At 40.3% G+C, this 19,100-nt stretch carries 14 protein-coding genes; 2 read left to right on the forward strand and 12 right to left on the reverse strand.

Annotated features, from left to right (window positions below; genetic code table 11):
- Positions 1 to 21: 21 nt before the first annotated feature.
- From ABXG98_RS05185 to ABXG98_RS05210, 6 genes are all read right to left on the reverse strand, one after another.
- A complete protein-coding gene (locus tag ABXG98_RS05185; protein WP_353537633.1) occupies positions 22 to 537 on the reverse strand; it encodes a methylated-DNA--[protein]-cysteine S-methyltransferase in 516 nt (171 codons plus the stop codon).
- Positions 537 to 1,907, reverse strand: a complete 1,371-nt coding sequence (locus tag ABXG98_RS05190) for an AlkA N-terminal domain-containing protein (RefSeq protein ID WP_353537634.1) — start codon at positions 1,905 to 1,907, stop codon at positions 537 to 539. Before ABXG98_RS05190 ends, ABXG98_RS05185 begins: the two co-directional genes overlap by 1 nt.
- Before the next feature lie 189 nt (positions 1,908 to 2,096).
- Positions 2,097 to 2,450 (reverse strand): carboxymuconolactone decarboxylase family protein, encoded by a 354-nt coding sequence (locus tag ABXG98_RS05195; protein ID WP_353537635.1) that lies wholly within the window; start codon positions 2,448 to 2,450, stop codon positions 2,097 to 2,099.
- 276 nt (positions 2,451 to 2,726) lie between these two features.
- Positions 2,727 to 3,434 carry an alpha/beta hydrolase gene (locus ABXG98_RS05200; RefSeq protein ID WP_502901537.1) on the reverse strand — a complete coding sequence of 236 codons (708 nt, stop codon included), beginning with the start codon at positions 3,432 to 3,434 and terminating at the stop codon, positions 2,727 to 2,729.
- A gap of 76 nt (positions 3,435 to 3,510) precedes the next feature.
- Entirely contained in the window at positions 3,511 to 5,565 is a 2,055-nt protein-coding gene (locus ABXG98_RS05205; protein WP_353537636.1) for an extracellular catalytic domain type 1 short-chain-length polyhydroxyalkanoate depolymerase, read from the reverse strand.
- 215 nt (positions 5,566 to 5,780) lie between these two features.
- Positions 5,781 to 6,563: a 3-hydroxybutyrate dehydrogenase gene (locus ABXG98_RS05210; RefSeq protein ID WP_353537637.1), complete on the reverse strand. Its 783-nt coding sequence runs from the start codon at positions 6,561 to 6,563 to the stop codon at positions 5,781 to 5,783.
- A 305-nt stretch (positions 6,564 to 6,868) separates the two neighbouring features.
- Here ABXG98_RS05210 and ABXG98_RS05215 point away from each other — a divergent pair, with 305 nt between their 5' ends.
- Positions 6,869 to 9,259 (forward strand): Tex family protein, encoded by a 2,391-nt coding sequence (locus ABXG98_RS05215; protein ID WP_353537638.1) that lies wholly within the window; start codon positions 6,869 to 6,871, stop codon positions 9,257 to 9,259.
- 258 nt (positions 9,260 to 9,517) lie between these two features.
- Here the strand turns inward: ABXG98_RS05215 and ABXG98_RS05220 are convergent, their stop codons facing one another.
- The 6 genes from ABXG98_RS05220 to ABXG98_RS05245 form a co-directional block, all read right to left on the reverse strand.
- Positions 9,518 to 11,155, reverse strand: coding sequence for a methyl-accepting chemotaxis protein (locus ABXG98_RS05220; RefSeq protein WP_353537639.1), 1,638 nt, complete (start codon positions 11,153 to 11,155; stop codon positions 9,518 to 9,520).
- A 200-nt stretch (positions 11,156 to 11,355) separates the two neighbouring features.
- Positions 11,356 to 12,396 (reverse strand): DcaP family trimeric outer membrane transporter, encoded by a 1,041-nt coding sequence (locus ABXG98_RS05225; protein WP_353537640.1) that lies wholly within the window; start codon positions 12,394 to 12,396, stop codon positions 11,356 to 11,358.
- Between the two features lie 259 nt (positions 12,397 to 12,655).
- The gene (locus tag ABXG98_RS05230; protein ID WP_353537641.1) at positions 12,656 to 14,236 is read right to left on the reverse strand and encodes a methyl-accepting chemotaxis protein; all 1,581 of its coding nucleotides are present in this window, start codon (positions 14,234 to 14,236) and stop codon (positions 12,656 to 12,658) included.
- Between the two features lie 124 nt (positions 14,237 to 14,360).
- The gene (locus ABXG98_RS05235; RefSeq protein ID WP_353537642.1) at positions 14,361 to 15,740 is read right to left on the reverse strand and encodes a leucyl aminopeptidase family protein; all 1,380 of its coding nucleotides are present in this window, start codon (positions 15,738 to 15,740) and stop codon (positions 14,361 to 14,363) included.
- A gap of 95 nt (positions 15,741 to 15,835) precedes the next feature.
- Complete coding sequence (locus ABXG98_RS05240) at positions 15,836 to 16,537, reverse strand: exonuclease domain-containing protein (protein WP_353537643.1); 702 nt, start codon at positions 16,535 to 16,537, stop codon at positions 15,836 to 15,838.
- Positions 16,537 to 18,405: a putative nucleotidyltransferase substrate binding domain-containing protein gene (locus ABXG98_RS05245; protein ID WP_353537644.1), complete on the reverse strand. Its 1,869-nt coding sequence runs from the start codon at positions 18,403 to 18,405 to the stop codon at positions 16,537 to 16,539. The genes ABXG98_RS05240 and ABXG98_RS05245 overlap by 1 nt, the downstream gene beginning before the upstream one ends.
- A 445-nt stretch (positions 18,406 to 18,850) precedes the next feature.
- Here ABXG98_RS05245 and ABXG98_RS05250 point away from each other — a divergent pair, with 445 nt between their 5' ends.
- Positions 18,851 to 19,099, forward strand: a complete 249-nt coding sequence (locus tag ABXG98_RS05250; RefSeq protein WP_242283304.1) for a DUF4212 domain-containing protein — start codon at positions 18,851 to 18,853, stop codon at positions 19,097 to 19,099.
- Position 19,100: the final 1 nt, after the last annotated feature.

Consider the following 19,100-nt stretch of genomic DNA (forward strand, 5'->3'; position numbering starts at 1 on the left):
ACAAAGGCGTTCCTAGACCCTTTATGGGTTTGGCAACGCCTCATTTTTTTCAAACGCTAACAACCATTGTTTTCTTGATAACCCGCCCGCGTAACCAGTAAGACTGCCATTTTTTCCTATGACTCTATGGCAGGGAATAATGATAGAGATAGGATTGGCCCCATTTGCTGCACCAACCGCTCTAACTGCTTTGGAGTTGTTCATTCGTTGAGCTTGTTCACTATAGCAAGCTGTTTGACCAAACGGTATTTGTAACAACGCTTGCCAGCTTTGTAGACGAAAATCAGTGCCTTTGGGAGTTAAAGGCAAATCGAACGTCTGTCTGTGCTGGTTAAAATATTGTTGTAGTTGTTGCTTCGCTAGTTTGCTTAAATGATTTTCAGGCCATTGCGCGCTAGCTTTGTTAAGTGCAGGCTTAGAATCAAAAAATTCGGCACAATGAACGCTATGATCTGAGCATAACACAAAGAAATCGCCTATCGGTGTCGATAAGGTACTACGATATTGTGCTGAGGTATTATCGGTAGAGAATCGCATCATAAATTCCATAGTTGTAAGGTTAAATAAGACTGCCATGGCGCATAATCGCTTGGTTGAAATTCGATTTGATGTTCGGCTAAGGTTTTTTTTATGACTAAATCAGTACCTAACCATATATTAGTGTCACTTAAGCCACGCATTTTGGCATAATTTACTGTCCAAGGGCCTATACCTTTAAGGTTTAGCCAAGAATCAGGTTGTTGAGCCTGTGGATGTTGCGACATAAATTGGGCAAAACGGGTTAATGTGTCACGTCGACTGTTTGGCATTTTTAATGAGAGTAGGTCAGCTGTTGCTACTTGCTCTGGCGTTGGAAAAAAGGATTTGCTGTGTTCAGTGGTGCCATAACAATGCACTAAGGTAGCCACAAGTTTTAATGCGGCAACCACAGAAATTTGTTGGCCTAAAATTGCTCTGCAACCCGCTTCAAATAGATTCCATGTACCTGGTAATCGTAACCCCGGCACGAATGAGTGTAACGGCAATGTTGTGGCTAAGTGTTGATCTATCAACTCACTGTTGGCATCTAAATCTAATAGCCGACGTATGTTTTTTACCACGGGCAGTAATTGTTTTGAATCGTTCAGCTGTATATTAACAATAAATCCATGCTTGTGTGCTTGATGGCGAGCAGTAAACCAACCCGAGCATATTTTGCCTCGGGTGCTCGGCCATGTAAACGTTCTGCCATAGCTATCACCGCTAAGCCATTCCATCGATTTGATGGCGCGGGTTTGCAAAAAGTTATGACAATGTTGCCAGTTATACGGCGGGCGATAACTCAGAAATAACTCAATCGTTTGGTTTTTGTTGGATGAATTTTTACGAATGTTAGACGGAGTAGTTTTCAAGTTTTTGCAAAAATAGTCATTAAAACGGCGAACACTTGAAAAGCCACAAGCAAAAGCGACTTCGTTGATCGCTAAATGACTTTGTTGTAGTAAGCTTTTGCCAAATAATGCCTGCTGGTAAAGCGCGTATTTTTTTGCGCTGATCCCCAACTTTTTTTGAAATAAGGTATTTAAATAACGGCTGCTAATACCTAATCGTTCACTCAGTTGCTCAATAGAATGATCAATCAATTCACCATTATTTATGAGCTTAATGGCTCGTTCAAGCGTAGTATGAGTACCTTTCCAAGGATTAGAGTCTGGGGCGCTATCGGGGCGACAACGTAAACAGGGGCGACAACCTAAATGTGCAGCTTCAATGGCGGTTTTAACATAGCTGACATTTTCTTCTTTTGGGCTAACTGCGGGGCAAATTGGGCGACAATAGATGCCTGTGGTTTTAACCGCAACAAAAAACAGCCCATCAAAGCGCGGGTCTTTAGATAGCCGAGCGGCCTGCATCTCACCTAGTTTCATAATCTACTCTGCATAATTTCAATATAAAGAGTTTACTATAAAAATAACTGAAACTAGCCAAAATCGGAACTGAATGGTCAATGTATGGTATAAACCACAGGGTTTTGTATTAAAAAATTAATGCAATCAATACCTTGCCTATAAATTCTTTATACTTGCTCCGTAGGATAGAACATAATCGACGTGGTATTAAAGTACTTCTTTTGCTGCTCTAAATGCTTCTTGTGCAGCAGGCGCGCCACAATAGACCGCACTATGTAATAGCACTTCTCGAATTTCTTCTTTGGTTGCACCATTATTTAAAGCACCACGAATGTGACCTTTGATTTCTTGAGGAGCCTTTAACGCGGCCAGCATGGCGATGGTGATTAAACTGCGGGTTTTTAAATCTAATCCTTCCCGTTGCCACGTTGAGCCCCAACCGTGATCATTAATGTAATCTTGCATGGGTTGGGTAAAGTCATCGGCATTGTTTAATGCACGGTCGACAAATTCATCTCCCATCACGTTACGGCGAGTTTGTTCCCCTGATACTTTTGTCATACTATTTCCTTTATGCATTTTTAATAAAAAACTAAATACCAGTATAAGGCCAAGCGTATTTATAGAAAAATTTACTCTCTTTATGATCGGTATATTAGTCAGCAGAGAGAGGCAGCCAATCGCCCTTCTCTTGCTTGCTCGAACAAAACTCATATTTGTTGTTAAGCGCCATATGATCAATGAATACTTGTCGGAATAAATTCCGCCCTACATTGGTGGTGTAAGGGGGAATTTATCACCCCTTTTATTGTTGTAAATCTAACGCTCAAAGGCATATTATTGAATTAAGGCTACTTGTTTACTTGCCGTATCGGTTTGCAGGCCAAAGTGACCTAATACGTATGTATAGCTCCCATTTTCATTGGGTATACGGCTTGAGTGAATACCGCCGACTGTACACACGCCACTTCCGCAGACTATTTGATCATTCCAACTTTTTATTGAATAGATGCGATTAGCAATCGTTTTATTGCCAAGCCAATCAAGAAAAGGGCTTGATATTGATAGGCCATTACTGCCGCAAGTCGGTGTCCAAATATTCCAAGGATAAGTGCCACAGGTCCATAAACCTCGATACGCACCGGCAACACCGACAAAGGTATCTACTTGGTTACTTTTATTGAGTTTGAGGATCTGTTGGGCAGCTAAAGTAACGCCCATAGAATGGCCAATGACATCAATTTTTCCCGTACACGATGAGTTCAATGCTGAGGTTATCGCATTGTTAACTGGGGTTTCTTCTGAGCCACTATGATTATTGTTTGAGGCATAACGGCTGCCCCAGACAGGACGGTATATTTGACTACTGCTATAACCGTTAGTCAGTAATAATTCGTAGGTATTGTCCCAATCTGAGGGAGAGCCGGTATTGCCATGTACTAATACCACATTATCGACACAGGCTGCCTGCACTGTTGAAGTCATTATTAGCAAGCCTAAAATTAGCAATGTTTTATTGAATAGCGTGATTATTATATTTTTCATTTTTTCACCTTGTTTGATATAGACTGTTCACTTTGTTTTTGTGACAAAGTGAACATTGCTGTTTTAATAGGGTTGTTTAAGGACAGTTGCCAACTTCATAATAGTTCTCTGAGGTTTCAGCTAATGTAGCAGTGGAGAATATGTTATAAAATCCCATACTTTCTCCTGAGCCAATGGCATACACATATGCGCCATTGGTTGTAGCTCTATTGGCTTGCACATGGCTGTAATTACTTGCTGTAGTTTCAGTACAACTGAAAGTAGAGCCGTATGGTGTTGGATCGCATACATTGCCAAGGCCATCACTATCACTATCAAGCTGATCAGAATTAGCATCATCAGGACAGTTATCTACTGTATTCAGAATACCGTCGTTGTCGTTATCGGTATTTGTCGTACCGCCACCTAAACAGGCTTGGTTTGGCCCAGCACAACTAGGCGCACCATCAGCTATCCAGTTACATTGTTCATTTCCTGTAGGATATTCACGCATAGTAAAGTCGGCTGTACCAAATTCAAGATAACAAGCAGAGTATCCTGATCCCCAAGTAATATGGCCTTCATTGATATGTAAGTTATAGTTGCCGGTAACTCCTGCATCTATAGTAAACTGCACGCTATCAACACTTGTTAGCGATGTTGAATCACTTGCTGTTACTGTGGCAGTATTGCTTCCACCGGGCAGTGAGCATTTTTCTGCAGTGTATTGATTACCATTAACCGTTGCCGTGATATCGTCATTTGCAAAACTTACCACAACGCTTGATAGGTTTAGGTTTTGATCAATCACAGTACCGGTAATTGTGGCACATTGCCCGGAAACAGAAGCATTAATTCCTGACAGTTCAGGTGCTGCTGGAGGTGGTGGTGTGCCAACATATATTGTCATTGAAACACTGTCTCCTGCTTTTCCTTCATTGTCTGTTGCTACTGCGGTAACTTGATATAAACCATCAACCAATGAAATAGACGATGCTGAATATGAATCGTCGTTAGCTAAAGTCGCACTGATTGTTTGTATAGCGCTAGGAGTCCCCGACGCTAATGAAGCAATAGTGATATTAACACTTGCAACACTTCCTTCAGCATCAGCGGTATCGCCTGTTATGGTTAAGGCGTTGTTGTCTTCTATTACCGAAAAATTACTAATAACAGGGCCAGCATTACGGTCAACACGTTTATTATTCTCAGCAAAGAATTTGCCTAAGTAACTAGCGACATTGATACTACTATCATCGATATAACTACCCGAAGCACCCGCGCCACCTGACCATGAATGGTCAAGGTTATTAAACCAAAGCATGCTTAATTGACCATTAGACCAAAGCGTTTCTGAGGCAGTGTGTCCACTACCCTCAGATATTGTATTGGTACCAGGTAATTGATTTACCCCATATGTTTGTGCATAACCATTCGCATTTTGCTGGTTATAACATGTTGGTACCGTAGTATCTTGTGTTCCATGCCCTACGACAGCAAGTTGTGTGCTTAAATGATCTTTAGCTGAACCTGCATAGCTTTCACAGCGTGATTTAAATGTGCTTGGTGAAACTGTTTCACAACTACCAGCTCCACTGGCACTTGTGCCTATGCTTGGGCCTGCATTGGGTGAAACACCAGCAAATACATCTGGGGCTAAACATGCCGTTTGGGCTGTCATGGCAGAGCCTGAAGATAAACCGGCAATATACACTTGTTTAGGGTCAATTTCTCTATTGGCATCGCCACTCATAGTGTTTGCTAAGTTGATTAGGTTTTTATAATCACCGGCTGTCCGTGAAACGGCACCTTGCCAGTATGACCAACAGTTAAAGCCCGCTTTATTCATTGCATCTGGCACGGCAATAACCATACCGTGTTCTTCAGCGGCATCTTCTAAATTAGCTGTGAGAAAGTTATCAATAGGTTGTACGCAACCATGAAGCACGATTAAAAGAGACTTTCCTGTACCTATACTTGAGTTAGAGTCAGGGGTATAAATATGAACATTGTTAAAGCCGCCGATTGAGACATTTTGTTGCCAACTTCCGGCCATACTTTGTGGTGATAGCGATAAGCAAAGGCTGATTAAAGCCCCAGGTATTATTTTGGATTTAGAGTTTTGTAGTTTTTTGAATAATAATTGTTTCATAAAAAGCCTATTGTTGAATTATTTTTAGTTATTTTTTGTATTGCTTTTTTCATTGACACATTCGAACTGGTTAAAGTTCGAACAATACTAGGTTAGCTAAAAAATGAACAAAAATAAGTGGCTCTTTAGTGCTATCTCCAAACACCCCTTAGATCAGAATTGGCATTCTCAGGGGGTTTGGGTTGGTGTTATTACATTTGATTTTGGTAGGAGCATTATTGTGCGGTCCAGGCTCCATCCATAGGTAAGGCTGAACCTGTCATACTACGGGCACTGTCACTGCATAAAAACAAGATGAATTCACCTATTTGACGAGGATCCATCATCTCAGGTAAGGGTTGTTTAGCGGTCACTAAGTTATATTTTGCTTGGTCAAATTCGACTTGCTGTTGTTGTGCAATTTCATTGATTTGATTGTTTATCAGTGGAGTGTCTACCCAGCCAGGGCAGATAGCGTTTACAGTTATCCCTTGCTCAGCACACTCTAAAGCAACCGCCTTGGTTAACCCGATCAATCCGTGTTTTGCTGATACATAAGCGGATTTGTTTAGCGAAGCGACTAAGCCATGAACCGATGCAACATTGATAATGCGCCCCCAACCATTGGCTTTCATGCCGGGCAATGATTTTTGAATGGTATGAAAAGCGGCTGTGAGATTAATAGCGATGATTGCATCCCATTTGTTTTCTGGAAAAGTATCAATAGCTTCTGTGTGTTGAATACCGGCATTATTCACTAAAATATCAATTGAACCCATGATTTTTGTGGCTCTATCAAACAAGCCAATTATCGCCTGACTATCCATTAGATTTGCGTTGTCAAATACTGTATTTATACTATATTGAGTTGCAAAGCTTTCAGCTAGGGCGATACCTTCGGCTTCCCCCATTAAGCCATGTAACACTAAATTTATGCCTTGCTCTGCTAAGGCGTGGGCTGTTGCCAAACCAATACCACTAGTAGAGCCTGTGATCAGGGCAGTTTTACCTTGTAGCATAATTAATTCCTGTTGTTGAGTTGTGATTTCGCTTTTGCAATACCTTATAAAATATGACAAAGCTAACAATGGTTTGTTATAACTTTAACTTAAACCTTGGCATTTATATTTAGCACCTTAGTACCACACTATGGCGCAAAGCATCGAGTAAAGATAACACCTCTGACGGGGATTATTAGTGTGAAAAATTAGCGATATTTCAGCTATTTTTTTTGTGTATCAGTTTCTGTTATTATTCCCGATAGAATTCATTTTTATTAACGCTAAGGCCGATAAGGCATAGTTAACGCGGAACTTATATCTTAATGTCATCAATTGCTGAGCAAATTGCTCAAGAACTCAAGGTTAATACTTCACAAGTAAACACAGCTATTGGCTTATTAGACGAAGGCTCAACAGTGCCTTTTATTGCCCGATATAGAAAAGAAGCGACTCAAGGGCTGGATGATAATCACTTGCGAGCCTTAGCAACAAGGCTTACCTATTTGCGTGAGTTAGCGGCTCGTCGTTTAGTGATTTTAACAAGTATTGAGCAACAAAAAAAATTAACGCCCGAGTTAAGTAAACAAATAAACAATGCAGATAATAAAACCCGTTTAGAAGATTTGTATTTGCCCTATAAACCTAAACGCAGAACCAAAGGTCAAATCGCTATTGAAGCAGGCCTAGAGCCGTTAGCAAATAATTTATTTAATAACTGGCAACTTGATCCTGAGCAAGAAGCGCAAACCTATTTAGATAAGCGCGATAAGATTGAATCCACTTTCAGTGATGTTAAATCAGTATTAGAAGGGGCAAGTGCGATTTTGGCTGAGCGATTGAGTGAAGATGCCAATTTGTTACAGAAACTGCGCAATCATATGTTAAAACAAGCGCATTTAACCAGCCAATTAGTTAAGGGACAAGCACAAGCAGCGGCTAAATATCGTGATTATTTTGATCACAGTGAAAAATTAAAAAACGTACCGTCACATCGCATGCTAGCGATGCTTCGCGGCAGAAATGAAGGTTTGTTGCAGTTAAAAATTGATGTCGATCCAGGCCAAGAGTCCTCTACGGTTTCTAGCGCAGAGCAAATTATTAGTGAACATTTAACCTTAAGACTAACCAAGCAAAAAGCGGCTAACTTTTTAACCAACACCGTACATTTAGCATGGAAAAATAAGCTTAGTGTGAGCTTGAGTAATGAGCTTTTAACCAAACAACGCGAGCAGGCTGAACAGCAAGCCATTAAGGTGTTTGCATCAAATTTGAGTGATTTATTGATGGCAGCACCTGCGGGTGCGAAAGTCACTTTAGGCTTAGATCCGGGTTTGCGTACAGGTTGCAAAATTGCCATAGTCGACCAAACAGGTAAGTTATTACATACTACAACTATTTTCCCTCATGCACCGCAAAACCATTGGGATAAATCGGTGCGCACATTAGTGAATATTTGCCGTCAGCATAAGGTTGCGTTAATCGCCATTGGAAATGGTACCGGTTCACGTGAAAGCGACAAATTAGTTGCTGAGGTTATTGCGCAATTGAGTGTGTCGCCGAGTGAGGCTAAACCACAAAAAATGTTGGTAAGTGAAGCGGGCGCTTCGGTGTATTCTGCCTCAGAATTTGCAGCGAATGAATTCCCTGATCTTGATGTTTCTATCCGTGGTGCAGTGTCTATTGCTAGACGCTTGCAAGACCCGTTAGCAGAGTTAGTGAAAATAGACCCAAAAGCCATTGGTGTTGGTCAGTATCAGCATGACGTTAGTCAAAGTTTGTTAAGCAATAGTCTTGATGATGTAGTTGAAGATTGTGTAAATGCGGTTGGTGTTGATCTTAACTCAGCATCTGCACCGCTGTTAACACGCGTGGCAGGTTTAAATAAAACCATGGCTAATAATATTGTAAAATTTCGTGATGAGCAGGGTGCATTTACAAATAGAAAACAATTAAAAAAAGTAGCGCGTTTAGGGCCGAAAGCGTTTGAACAAGCCGCAGGCTTCTTGCGGATCACTGGCGGCGATAACCCGTTAGATCAATGTGGAGTTCATCCTGAAACGTATCCTATTGTTGAAAAAATGATTAAGCAGCTTAACATTGATAATGCTAGTTTGTTAAATAACAGTGAACAATTACAACAGCTTAATATCGAAGAAATCATCACTGACCAATTTGGTGAAGTAACAATATCAGACATTATCGCTGAACTATCAAAACCTAATCGTGATCCTAGGCCAGAATTTAAAACTGCTACCTTTGCTGAGGGTGTAGCTAAAATTTCTGATTTATCTGTGGGCATGGTGCTTGAAGGTGTTATCTCAAATGTCGCTAATTTTGGCGCTTTCGTTGATATAGGTGTTCATCAAGATGGATTAGTTCATATTTCAGCAATTACTGACAAGTTTATTAGCGATCCACGGGAGTTTGTAAAAGCCGGTGATATCGTCAAAGTTAAAGTGCTTGAAGTGGATGCAGATCGTAAACGTATTGGTTTAACCATGCGTTTAGGAGAAAAGGTTGATAGCCATGCGCCTAAATCAGCCGCAGTCAATAAGCACAGTAGAGACTCACAGAAGACAGCAGACAATAAAACGCAGGTAAACAAGCAAAAAAATTCGAATCAAAGAAAGCCACAGAAGGCGAAACCGCACAAAATAGAAAATGAGGCTATGGGTAATGCCTTTGCTGATGCATTTGCTAAGTTGAAAAAATAATCAATATTAAGTAAAAAAGCAGAAAAAACGCTTGACGATGTAAATGGGAATCATTATCATTAACTTAACGGTGAGGGCAAATGAACGCTCTCTCAGTTGTCTTCACCGATAGCAAAGGAGTAACTTAGTGGTTATGCTTCAGGACACATAGCCGCTAAGTTTATTCTTTGTACCATGATTTTGGCTTCTCCCAAGTTGAATGATTAGAAATTTTATTAAGATAGCCAATGCTGATGTTTTATCAGCATTGGCTATTTTTTATTTAAATTTAAAACGGCTGAGAATTTCAGACATGCTGTGACTGCTTGTCTCTAATTGAGTGCTTGCTTCGTTGAGCTTGCTTGAAGTATCTAGAGACTCATCAGTTATACCGGCCAAATCATTAATATGTAAATTAACCTCTTCGGCCGCCTGTGTTTGTTGCTCAGTTGCTCGGGCAATTTGAGTATTCATTTCAGAGATTAACTCCATCAAGGTATCTATTTTAGATAAGGAATCATCTGCTTTACTGGTTTGTTCAACCGTTTGGCTGGAGATGTCTTGGCTGATTTTTACCGCTGACACTGCTTCTTGGGCACCCGCTTGTAGTTTTTGGATCATTTGCTGAATTTCATTGGTACTCTGCCCCGTTCTATTGGCGAGTGTTCTTACCTCGTCAGCAACTACGGCAAAACCACGTCCTTGTTCTCCTGCGCGAGCAGCCTCAATGGCAGCGTTAAGGGCAAGTAAGTTAGTTTGTTCAGCGATACCGCGAATAACATCAAGTACAGAGCCGATATTGTCACTTTCTGCGGCAAGGCTGTCTATAACTTGAGAAACACCATCTATATTGCTAGAAAGTGATTGCATTTGATCGATAGTGCTGGAAATAATTTGCTTACCTTGTGAGGTGTTATCTCTAGCATCGTTAGCGGCTTGTTCTGCAGCATTGGCATTGTTACTAACATCACGAATTTGAGAGGTCATTTCTTCCATGGCTGTAGCGACTTGTGAGGTAATGTCAGTTTGACTCTGAGATAAATTTTGGGCGCGGTCACTAATATTGCCGAGTGATTGAGCATTGGTTAACACCAACGCGGAGTTATTAGCAACATCAGCTAATGAATCACGCATTTTTTTGGTAAACTCATTAAAGTAGTGCGCTAATCGTGAAACTTCATCTTGGGCATTGTGATCTAGTACATGTGTTAAATCACCATCGCCGCGGGCAATATCTTTCATGAGATTAGAGGCTTGATGGGTAGGAACAATGATACTTTGGCCAATAAAATAACCTAAGATACTAATAAAAATGATTAGCACTGCAACATAAGCGAGTAATGTATTTCGTTGTGCGGCGAAGGTTGCATCAACATCATCTATATAGGTGCCAGAGCCAATAATCCACTGCCATGGAGTAAAGCTTTTAACAAAAGAGATTTTCTCTACAGGCTCATCTACTCCAGGTTTTGGCCATTTGTAAGGTACAAAACCTTGTCCTTGGTCACGAGCAACCTTGACGATATTCATAAATAACGGAGTACCGTCGGGATCTTTAACACCACCAACATTTTTACCAATGAGTGCAGGTTTAATGGGGTGCATAATCATTGTGGGGGTAAAATCATTTATCCAAAAATAATTACCTTGGTCATATCGAGTGGCGTTAAGTACTTCAATGGCTTGTTTTTGTGCTTGCTCTTCGGTTAAAGCACCTTGAGTTTGTAATTGATAAAAATGCGCCATAACGCTATAGCCTGTTTCAACAACCTGTTGATTTGAAACGTGCTTTTGTTGCAGTAATGAATTATACCCTTGTGATAAGCTAATCATGCTCAAAATAATTAAACTAGCCAAAAACAACAGCAAAAGTAAGACAAAACGCAGTTGAATCGTGTATTTTCTCAAAAAGGTCATAAGTGCCTCATTAAATTATTATGGTTATAAATTGAGTGTAGTACAGATAATTGATATATGGGAATAATATTGATAAGACAGGAGCTTACCAGAGAAAAAAGTTGTAAATTAAATAAAAAAAAGGGGAAGCAAAGGCTTCCCCAAAAAATAACCCCGGTTGGAGGTTAACTAACGCAAGGGCGTTGTTTTATAGTTAAGTACTATAAAACGTATTTCAATGACAATTGTGCGTAGTTTGAATCGGCATCTTGGTCGTCCATAATGAACTGCCCAAATTCAACACCTACTGATAATTGTTTGGTTAAATTATCAAACAAGTTAACGCTCCACTGACTGCGATCAGCACCTGAGACATCGGCTTCAGCGGCACCATACATTATCGTTGTTCTTAAGCTTTCATTCCAGAAATGACGGTAAGCGGCAAGATAAGCCGTGGTTTCTTCAACTTCTTCACCAACAACATCTTTAGCAAATGCGGCACCAACATAACGACCTAACTCACCTTGGTGAATTTGGAATCTAAAATCATCTTTACCTGAGGTTTTAATGCGACCAGCAATTGAAGCGCCAATAGCTGTTTCTGTGTTGCCTAAGGTGGTGTTTAATTGGCGAGCAAGGGCAGATACCGAAACGTTACCCCAGTCACCTTTCATGTTATAACGCGCAACCACATCAGGCATACTGTCATTAGCAGTATCACCACCCCATGTTTCAGGGTTTTCAACAGACACTTGGAAGTTACCAGCGGTATAGCGCACTTGGCCTTGACGAATAAACACTAAACCCGTGGTAGCACCAGCAAAATCAGCAGTTTCAGGAATAGCACTGGTGTTCATAAAGGTTGTCCAGGTTTGGCCAGCCAGTACGTTTTTGTATTTAATAAATGCGTGTCGAATACGAGGATTTGCTGAGTTAGAGACAATTTCATTACCGCCACCGCCCCAAAAATCCATTTCAATAAAGCCCATGACATCACCATGGCTATACTTCATGTTAAAACGAGTTTCATTGGCATAAAGGTTAAATTGCGATGCACTTTCTTCTAGCTTTGTTCCTGTACCAATCCAAAATGGTCTATAGGCAACATCACCATCAACATAACGTGCATCAACTTTAATATAACCACCAAAAGAAATTTTATCTTGGTCAGATAGTTTTATATCGTAACCGGCGTTGGCAGCACCTGCCATTGTTAGTAAGCCAGTTGCTAATAGTAATTTACTTTTATTAATTTTAAACATTTTATATCCCCATTCTATATCTGCTTAAGGCAGGTTTTTGTGTTTTAGTTCTTATTTGTTTATTTTTTAAAAGCAGAGATCTATGCCTCTTTAACTTTTTCAATAGCATTATTTATTTCGAAATCAAATCAGAAAACAATGACTAATTTTTATTCTGTTAATAAAGTAGAATTATTAGTCGATGAAAGGAATTAGACCTAAGTCTAAAATTTAGATAATTAAGCTTAGACTTTAGTCTAAATTGTTATTATTTAATGAATTAATTAGCTTTGAAGCCAATTCTGAAACCGCCCCAGTGCTTGCCATTGACATAAATAGGTGCAGATGCATCATGCATGACTTCGCCGGTATCACGTTTGTAGGTTTGTAGTAAAAATTTATCTGTGTGCTTGGCACATCGTATACCCGTAGGGTCGTTAAATAGCCGTTTAGTGCGATTGTTAACCATATCAATCTCAGGGTTACCGGTTAACGGTTTGGAGAAACATTTGTTGTGGGTTGGAAAGTAGCCGTTAATATCTACCGCACCTGCGTAAATCATTTCGCTATTTTTTTGCAGTAATGGCTCTTGAATTTGGGGCAAGTATTTATCAGTAAAACCATCAAAACTTGTGGTGTACTTTTGAGGCTCGCTGTTACCTAAGGCTTTATAATTAAAATCAAAAAGTTGTTGTTGAGATATTTTTTTATCAATAATAGCTTGTTCAAATAATTCACCGACTTTTTTAGCTGCTAACTCTGTTTGTTGACATATGCGATTAATTAAGGTGTCGCCATCAAACTCAGACAAATGGACAAAAATAGATTCTGTGCTGTTAGAAAGCGTTTGAGCTTGTTCGGAAACACTGCTGGTTTCATTGCTTTTTGCTACTAGGAAGTCATGTAAATTCACCACTGACGTGGATATTTCAGCAGCAGCTAGGTCTTGCTCTTGCAAAGCCTTGCTAATTTGATCACTGGCAGAAGAAGCATCTCCCATTAATTGATCGATACTGGTTAATGCCTGTGATAAGTCGGTCATGGTATTTACCACGCTGTCAGTTTGCTGCACTATGGTGGTCATTACTGAGGTGGTTTTGCTGGTTTCGTTACTTATTTGATTAAGCATTTCACCAATTTGTTGGGTGGCATCAGCCGTTTTAGCTGCTAAAGCTCTAACTTCATCGGCGACAACGGCAAAGCCACGGCCTTGTTCACCCGCTCTCGCTGCTTCAATAGCCGCATTTAAAGCTAACAAGTTAGTTTGGGATGATATACCATCGATAACATCAGTAATGCTCTGTATTTCTGATGCTTTTTTCTCTAACGATTGAATTTTACTCGCGGCATCACTGACGGACTCGTTTAATGAATTCACCACCTCAATACTGCCGTGTAATTGTTGTGAACTAGCAGAGCTGGCATCCATGGCTTGACTAGCTTGCTGTGACGCACGCTCAGCATTGTCGTTAATTTGCTTACTATTCATCGACATTTGTTCAGCCGCTGTAGCCAAGCGGTCAACGTCTTCACTCGATGTTTCTATGGCTTTACTTAATTGCGTGAGAAAAAAACTCACCTCGGCTGAATTAATGGCTAAACCACTGGCTTGATTGCCCAGCAGCTCGCCAACATCAGCAAAATATCGTTCAGAATGGGTTGTTTCATTGTCTTGGGAAGACGCATCACTAGAGTGTTTTGATTTTGTCATAAAAAAAATTAAACAAAAGCTAATGGCCGCAATAATGAAAGTGGACAACAACAAAGAGCTAAACAAAGCGTTGCTGAGGTAGTGCAGCCCAGCAATAACTAGGGAGACAATTAGTGCTAGGAACAAAGTGTTGCTTAATTTATTATTCATTATAGTTGCTCTTTCACAGCGAAATAGGCGCTTGTTTATTATCAGTATAGATCGAATACTGACATAGGCAACTATACTTTAGTTGGATGCTTTATAAACAAAGCATCCATTATACTGATTGATTTTATTCACAAAATCGGGTTTGGAGATAGTTGAATACTGCGCGAACACCAAAGGCTTCGCCCCCTAAAGGTCGGCCAGATAAGGCGCGAACATTAAATGCCATCACATCAAAATGCACCCAGTCAATGTCTTGCTCGACAAATCTTTGTAGGTAAAGTGCTGCGGTAATAGCCCCGCCAAATGGTCCTGAACCACAATTTGACATGTCGGCGATGGTGCTAGAAAATAAATCATTATAAGGACTGTAAAGAGGCATACGCCATACGGGATCTGAAATTTTACTACCTGCCTCAGTAATACCTGCTGCAACTTGGTCACTAGTAGAGAAAAAACCAGGTAATTCAGTGCCCAAAGCAATCCTCATAGCACCCGTTAATGTCGCGAAGTCAATCATCAATGCGGGTTGGTCATTATTGGCCTCGGCGATAGCATCACATAACACTAAGCGCCCTTCTGCATCAGTGTTGTCGATTTCTACGGTTAGCCCTTTTCGGGTGGTAATAACATCGCCCGGACGCATGGCATTACTTGATACGGCATTTTCAACCGCGGGGATCAATACCCGTAAATTTATAGGTAAGTTGTGTGCCATGATCAAGTGTGCCAAACCGAGCACATGGGCAGCACCACCCATGTCTTTTTTCATATTGCGCATGCCAGCAGCGGGTTTGATATCTAAACCACCGCTGTCAAAACAAACGCCTTTACCCACTAAGGTAACCTTAGGGTGATTGATATCTCCCCAAGTTAAATCGATTAAACGAGGAAGGTTTGCGCTGGCTCTGCCAACGGCATGAATGGTTGGATAGTTATGTTCAAGTAAGTCATCGCCAATAATTTGTGATAACTGGCCGCCAAACGTGTCCACTAGTAATTGCGCGGCATCACCAAGGTTTTTAGGCATCATGTCGGCAGCAGGGGTGTTGACTAAATCACGCACTAGGTTAGTCGCTTTAGCACTTTTTATTGTATTTTCTACCAGCGTTTGGTCTTCCACCACCAAGCTTGGCAAAACTTTGTTGGTAACTGAAGTTTTGTAAGGTGAAAATTGATATGCGCCCATGAGCCAGGCAAAACAAATGGCAGATTGATGTGCTGTTGGGGCATTCAGTTTATATTGACCCGCAGGTAATTTATTGATTAAGTCACCACAGGAAAAATAGTGCTCAGCATCCTCAACAACAAATATGGCTTGGCCTAATGCGCCTTCTTCACCTGATGAGAAGTTAGGAATCAGTGCTAAATCATCACCTTGGAAATTGGTTTGCTTTAGCCAGTGTTGGGTAAATTGATTTTGGCTCGCTAACCATTGTGAGTAAGCCGGTTTTTCTAAAATGGTGAGTGGTGTACCACAATCTCCAACTAAAAGAAGCGTGTTCATTGGTTGCCTTTACTGTATCAGGGAAATGTATGAGTAAGATTGTAACCTAAGTTAGCAAAAGCGAAAGGGCTATCAGGCTTGAGCGGACAAAATAGTTACAAAATTAAATCTTTTAGCTGTATTTTATCAGCTTTAGGCTTGTTATTTATTTGCGCAAGTAACAGTTCAGCGGTAGCAATAGCGTCATTAAGTGCATTATGACCGTGATGGTCAGGCAACTGGAAGCGATGGCGTAGTTTTGATAAACGCAGTTCTGAGGGATCGTAAGCAACATCACGCTTATCGAGTTGACGCTTAGCGATTACTAAGGTATCTATCATAGGGAAGTCGGGTATTAAACCATAAAGCTCTAGACAGGCTTGTTGTAAAAACTGGCGTTCAATACGAGCAAAATGAACCAACATAACTTTACCGGCCAATGCACTCAATAACTGTTCAACCACTAGATGTAACGGTTGCCCTTGCTCTTTTTGGGTATCGGTTATTTGATGAATAATCACATTGCTTTCTTCAAGCTTTACCCTGGTGTTTATAATTTGGTGGTAACAACTGCTTAGCTGAATTTGTTCGTGGGTAAGAGCTACAAACCCAACACTGAGAAGCTTGTCAGCTTTAGCATCAAGCCCAGTGGTTTCAAAGTCGACCGCTAAAATAGGTAGTTCGCTTATAGGGGTATCTAATGGGGGAAAAGGCACCGATAAAAAATCTTTCAGAGGTCCGGCAGGGGCTTTTTTTAATAAACGCTTGCGCTTAGCTTCGTAACCCGCCAGATAGTTAATAATTGCTTTAACGGCCACTAGAAAGTCGCCTGTCTTGAGTCTTGCAGGGTTTTAATAACTTTAAACGCGTCTTTTAAGTGCTCACGTTCTAACTTTGACAACTCTTTGGGTGATAGATAATTATCAGCATCTAGGCCTAGCATTAAGTTTTTTGCTTGGTGTTTCACCCGTAAAATGCCTAAAAATTCATAAGCATCTAGTAGGTTGTTGGCTGATGATTGCGTAATGGCTGCCGTTCCTGCCGCTTGTTTAATTCGTTCGATTGTATTGACGGCACTGATCCCCTGAGATAAGGCGTAAATACGTGCTAAGTCAACAATGGGCGCAATACCGTTATGCTTTAGATCTAAAGTCGCTTTGTGTTTGCCATTTTGTATTAATACGAAGTCTCGAAAGAAGCCAAGGGGAGGGCGCAGACCCAAAGCGTTTTTAGAAAGGTGGGCGATAAACAGGCTATTTTTTTTCGTTTTTTGGAGTAAATTTGCTCTGACGGTATTAAGTAAGCTTACATCACCACAGATGGTTTCTAAATCAAAAAACACACTCGAATGTAATAATGCTTTTGGGCTAGGCGTATCAACCCAGCCATCAAAATATTTTTGCCATACTTTAAGCGGCTGACGCCACTTGGGGTTGGTTGCCATGATATCGCCCGGGCAATATATAAAACCACAATCGGCTAAACCATCACAGACAAAATGCGCTAAATTTTCAAACCAAGCATCATCATAAGGCTTCATCGAATCACAAATAATAATGGCATTGTCTTGATCTGAATGGGCAAGTTGCTCTTGCCTTGCTTGAGAACCCGCAGCTAACCAAGCATAAGGCACCGGAGGTTTACCGTACTTCTCTTCAGCCATATCTATTAATCGCTTAGTAAAGGCCATGGTGATAGCGCTAATACTTTTACCCACATGATCAGAACTGGCACCTAACTTAGCCAAGCGAATTTGTAATTTGGGTAATAGAGCACTGATTTCCTTTAACTCGGCAAGACTTTTTGCTTTATGAATAATACTAGAAAAGTTAACCGCATTATGGCCTTCATTATTCATTAAATCGGTAACGCTGACCATACCTACGACTTCACCTTGCTTGGTCACAGGTAAATGATGGATATGTTTTGCAGTCATCATCATTAACGCATCATAAGCATTATTTTTAATATCAATAGTGCTCATATTACGGGTCATGATTTCACTAATACTGGTAGCAGTAGATAAACCTTCTGCCACACAGCGTCGGCGGATATCTTTATCAGTGATAATGCCAACACAACGGTTGTTTTCTAATACCACCAAGCAGGAAAAACTCTTTTCAGTCATACTGATAGCAGCTTCTTGGATACTTTTGTTTGCGTCTATTCCAGCAATAGGGGTGTGATAAAAATTACTGACAGGTGTGTTCATTAACGTTGAAGAAATAATTGCTTCTTCGTTAACTTTTGTCATTCTTTTTTTTAGGCGCTCCGCAGAATTATAGCTAAAATAGTCATTAATACTTGGATATTTATCGCCAAGGTCTTTTAATATTTCACAATCAAGACTGTAAACTAAACAATCTTCGTCGGTAGTAACTTGTCGGTTGATAACGGGTTTATGCTCAGGTGATGATTGAAAGCAGTGTTTGCAAAACTCTGTGCATAAGTCACCTTCGCTTAACCTAGCAATCAACTCACCATCAAGGCTTAAACAGCTAAGCGCGCCCTTGCGCACGATATATAGGCGCGAGTCTACAATACCTTTGGGTGGCAGTGCTTCACCTTTTCGAACATAGTTAATGGTCAATTCACGAATTAAATGACCTAAGGCTGGGTCAGGTAAACTATCAAAGGGTGGGATACTTTGTATAAAGCTATGAATTTCAGAAAGTTCAGTGTCCATTGTTTGTATCCTACCGCGCGATAGCGCTTGTTTAGTTAACTTTAAAAAATCACACGACATAAATATGAGGTTTTGATTAGTTAGCTAATAATTTAGGGGCGGATGTGCAGGTAGTCAACCAAAGATAGAACAAAGTAGACTAAAGTTGCAGTTGTTATTGAATCTAAGCGCTAAGGTGCAACCTAGCTCATTAATGAAGGTTAATTTATTATAAAAAAACCTATGTAAACACCGATCTAGACTAAAGTGTAATACCCGTGAAAATTAAAGCTTGTTAGATTTATTAACAGTTGAAGTTGAATATGGATTTTTGCCACTGTTACTTTTAAGTAACTACTGACTGAAATCAATATCCACACTTTTACTAAAATTATTACAAATAAGCCTAATTAAAAAAACTCACATTAATGTGAAATAAAGGCTATAACGTCGCTAGGAGACTATTGTGGAAAATAAAGAAACCTATTGGTCGGAAAATCTTCGCCTAATCTTTATATGTCTTGCAATCTGGTTTGCAGTTTCATTTGGTTTAGGCTTACTACTTGTAGAGCCACTAAATGCAATTCGTCTAGGTGGGTACAAACTTGGTTTTTGGTTTGCACAGCAAGGTTCTATTTACTCATTTCTTGGTTTAATCTTTTGGTATGGTGCCAAAATGAATAAGCTTGATCAAAAATATAAAGTGGAGGAATAAG

This window comes from Colwellia sp. KU-HH00111, assembly GCF_040362745.1.
Taxonomy (GTDB): domain Bacteria; phylum Pseudomonadota; class Gammaproteobacteria; order Enterobacterales; family Alteromonadaceae; genus Colwellia.

Bases quoted from the DNA above. Each gene is read 5' to 3' on its own strand.
- ABXG98_RS05185 (WP_353537633.1), bottom strand. From the start codon at position 537: ATGCGATTCTCTACCGATAATACCTCAGCACAATATCGTAGTACCTTA.
- ABXG98_RS05190 (WP_353537634.1), bottom strand. From the start codon at position 1,907: ATGAAACTAGGTGAGATGCAGGCCGCTCGGCTATCTAAAGACCCGCGC.
- ABXG98_RS05195 (WP_353537635.1), bottom strand. From the start codon at position 2,450: ATGACAAAAGTATCAGGGGAACAAACTCGCCGTAACGTGATGGGAGAT.
- ABXG98_RS05200 (WP_502901537.1), bottom strand. From the start codon at position 3,434: ATGAAAAATATAATAATCACGCTATTCAATAAAACATTGCTAATTTTA.
- ABXG98_RS05205 (WP_353537636.1), bottom strand. From the start codon at position 5,565: ATGAAACAATTATTATTCAAAAAACTACAAAACTCTAAATCCAAAATA.
- ABXG98_RS05210 (WP_353537637.1), bottom strand. From the start codon at position 6,563: ATGCTACAAGGTAAAACTGCCCTGATCACAGGCTCTACTAGTGGTATT.
- ABXG98_RS05215 (WP_353537638.1), top strand. From the start codon at position 6,869: ATGTCATCAATTGCTGAGCAAATTGCTCAAGAACTCAAGGTTAATACT.
- ABXG98_RS05220 (WP_353537639.1), bottom strand. From the start codon at position 11,155: ATGACCTTTTTGAGAAAATACACGATTCAACTGCGTTTTGTCTTACTT.
- ABXG98_RS05225 (WP_353537640.1), bottom strand. From the start codon at position 12,396: ATGTTTAAAATTAATAAAAGTAAATTACTATTAGCAACTGGCTTACTA.
- ABXG98_RS05230 (WP_353537641.1), bottom strand. From the start codon at position 14,236: ATGAATAATAAATTAAGCAACACTTTGTTCCTAGCACTAATTGTCTCC.
- ABXG98_RS05235 (WP_353537642.1), bottom strand. From the start codon at position 15,740: ATGAACACGCTTCTTTTAGTTGGAGATTGTGGTACACCACTCACCATT.
- ABXG98_RS05245 (WP_353537644.1), bottom strand. From the start codon at position 18,405: ATGGACACTGAACTTTCTGAAATTCATAGCTTTATACAAAGTATCCCA.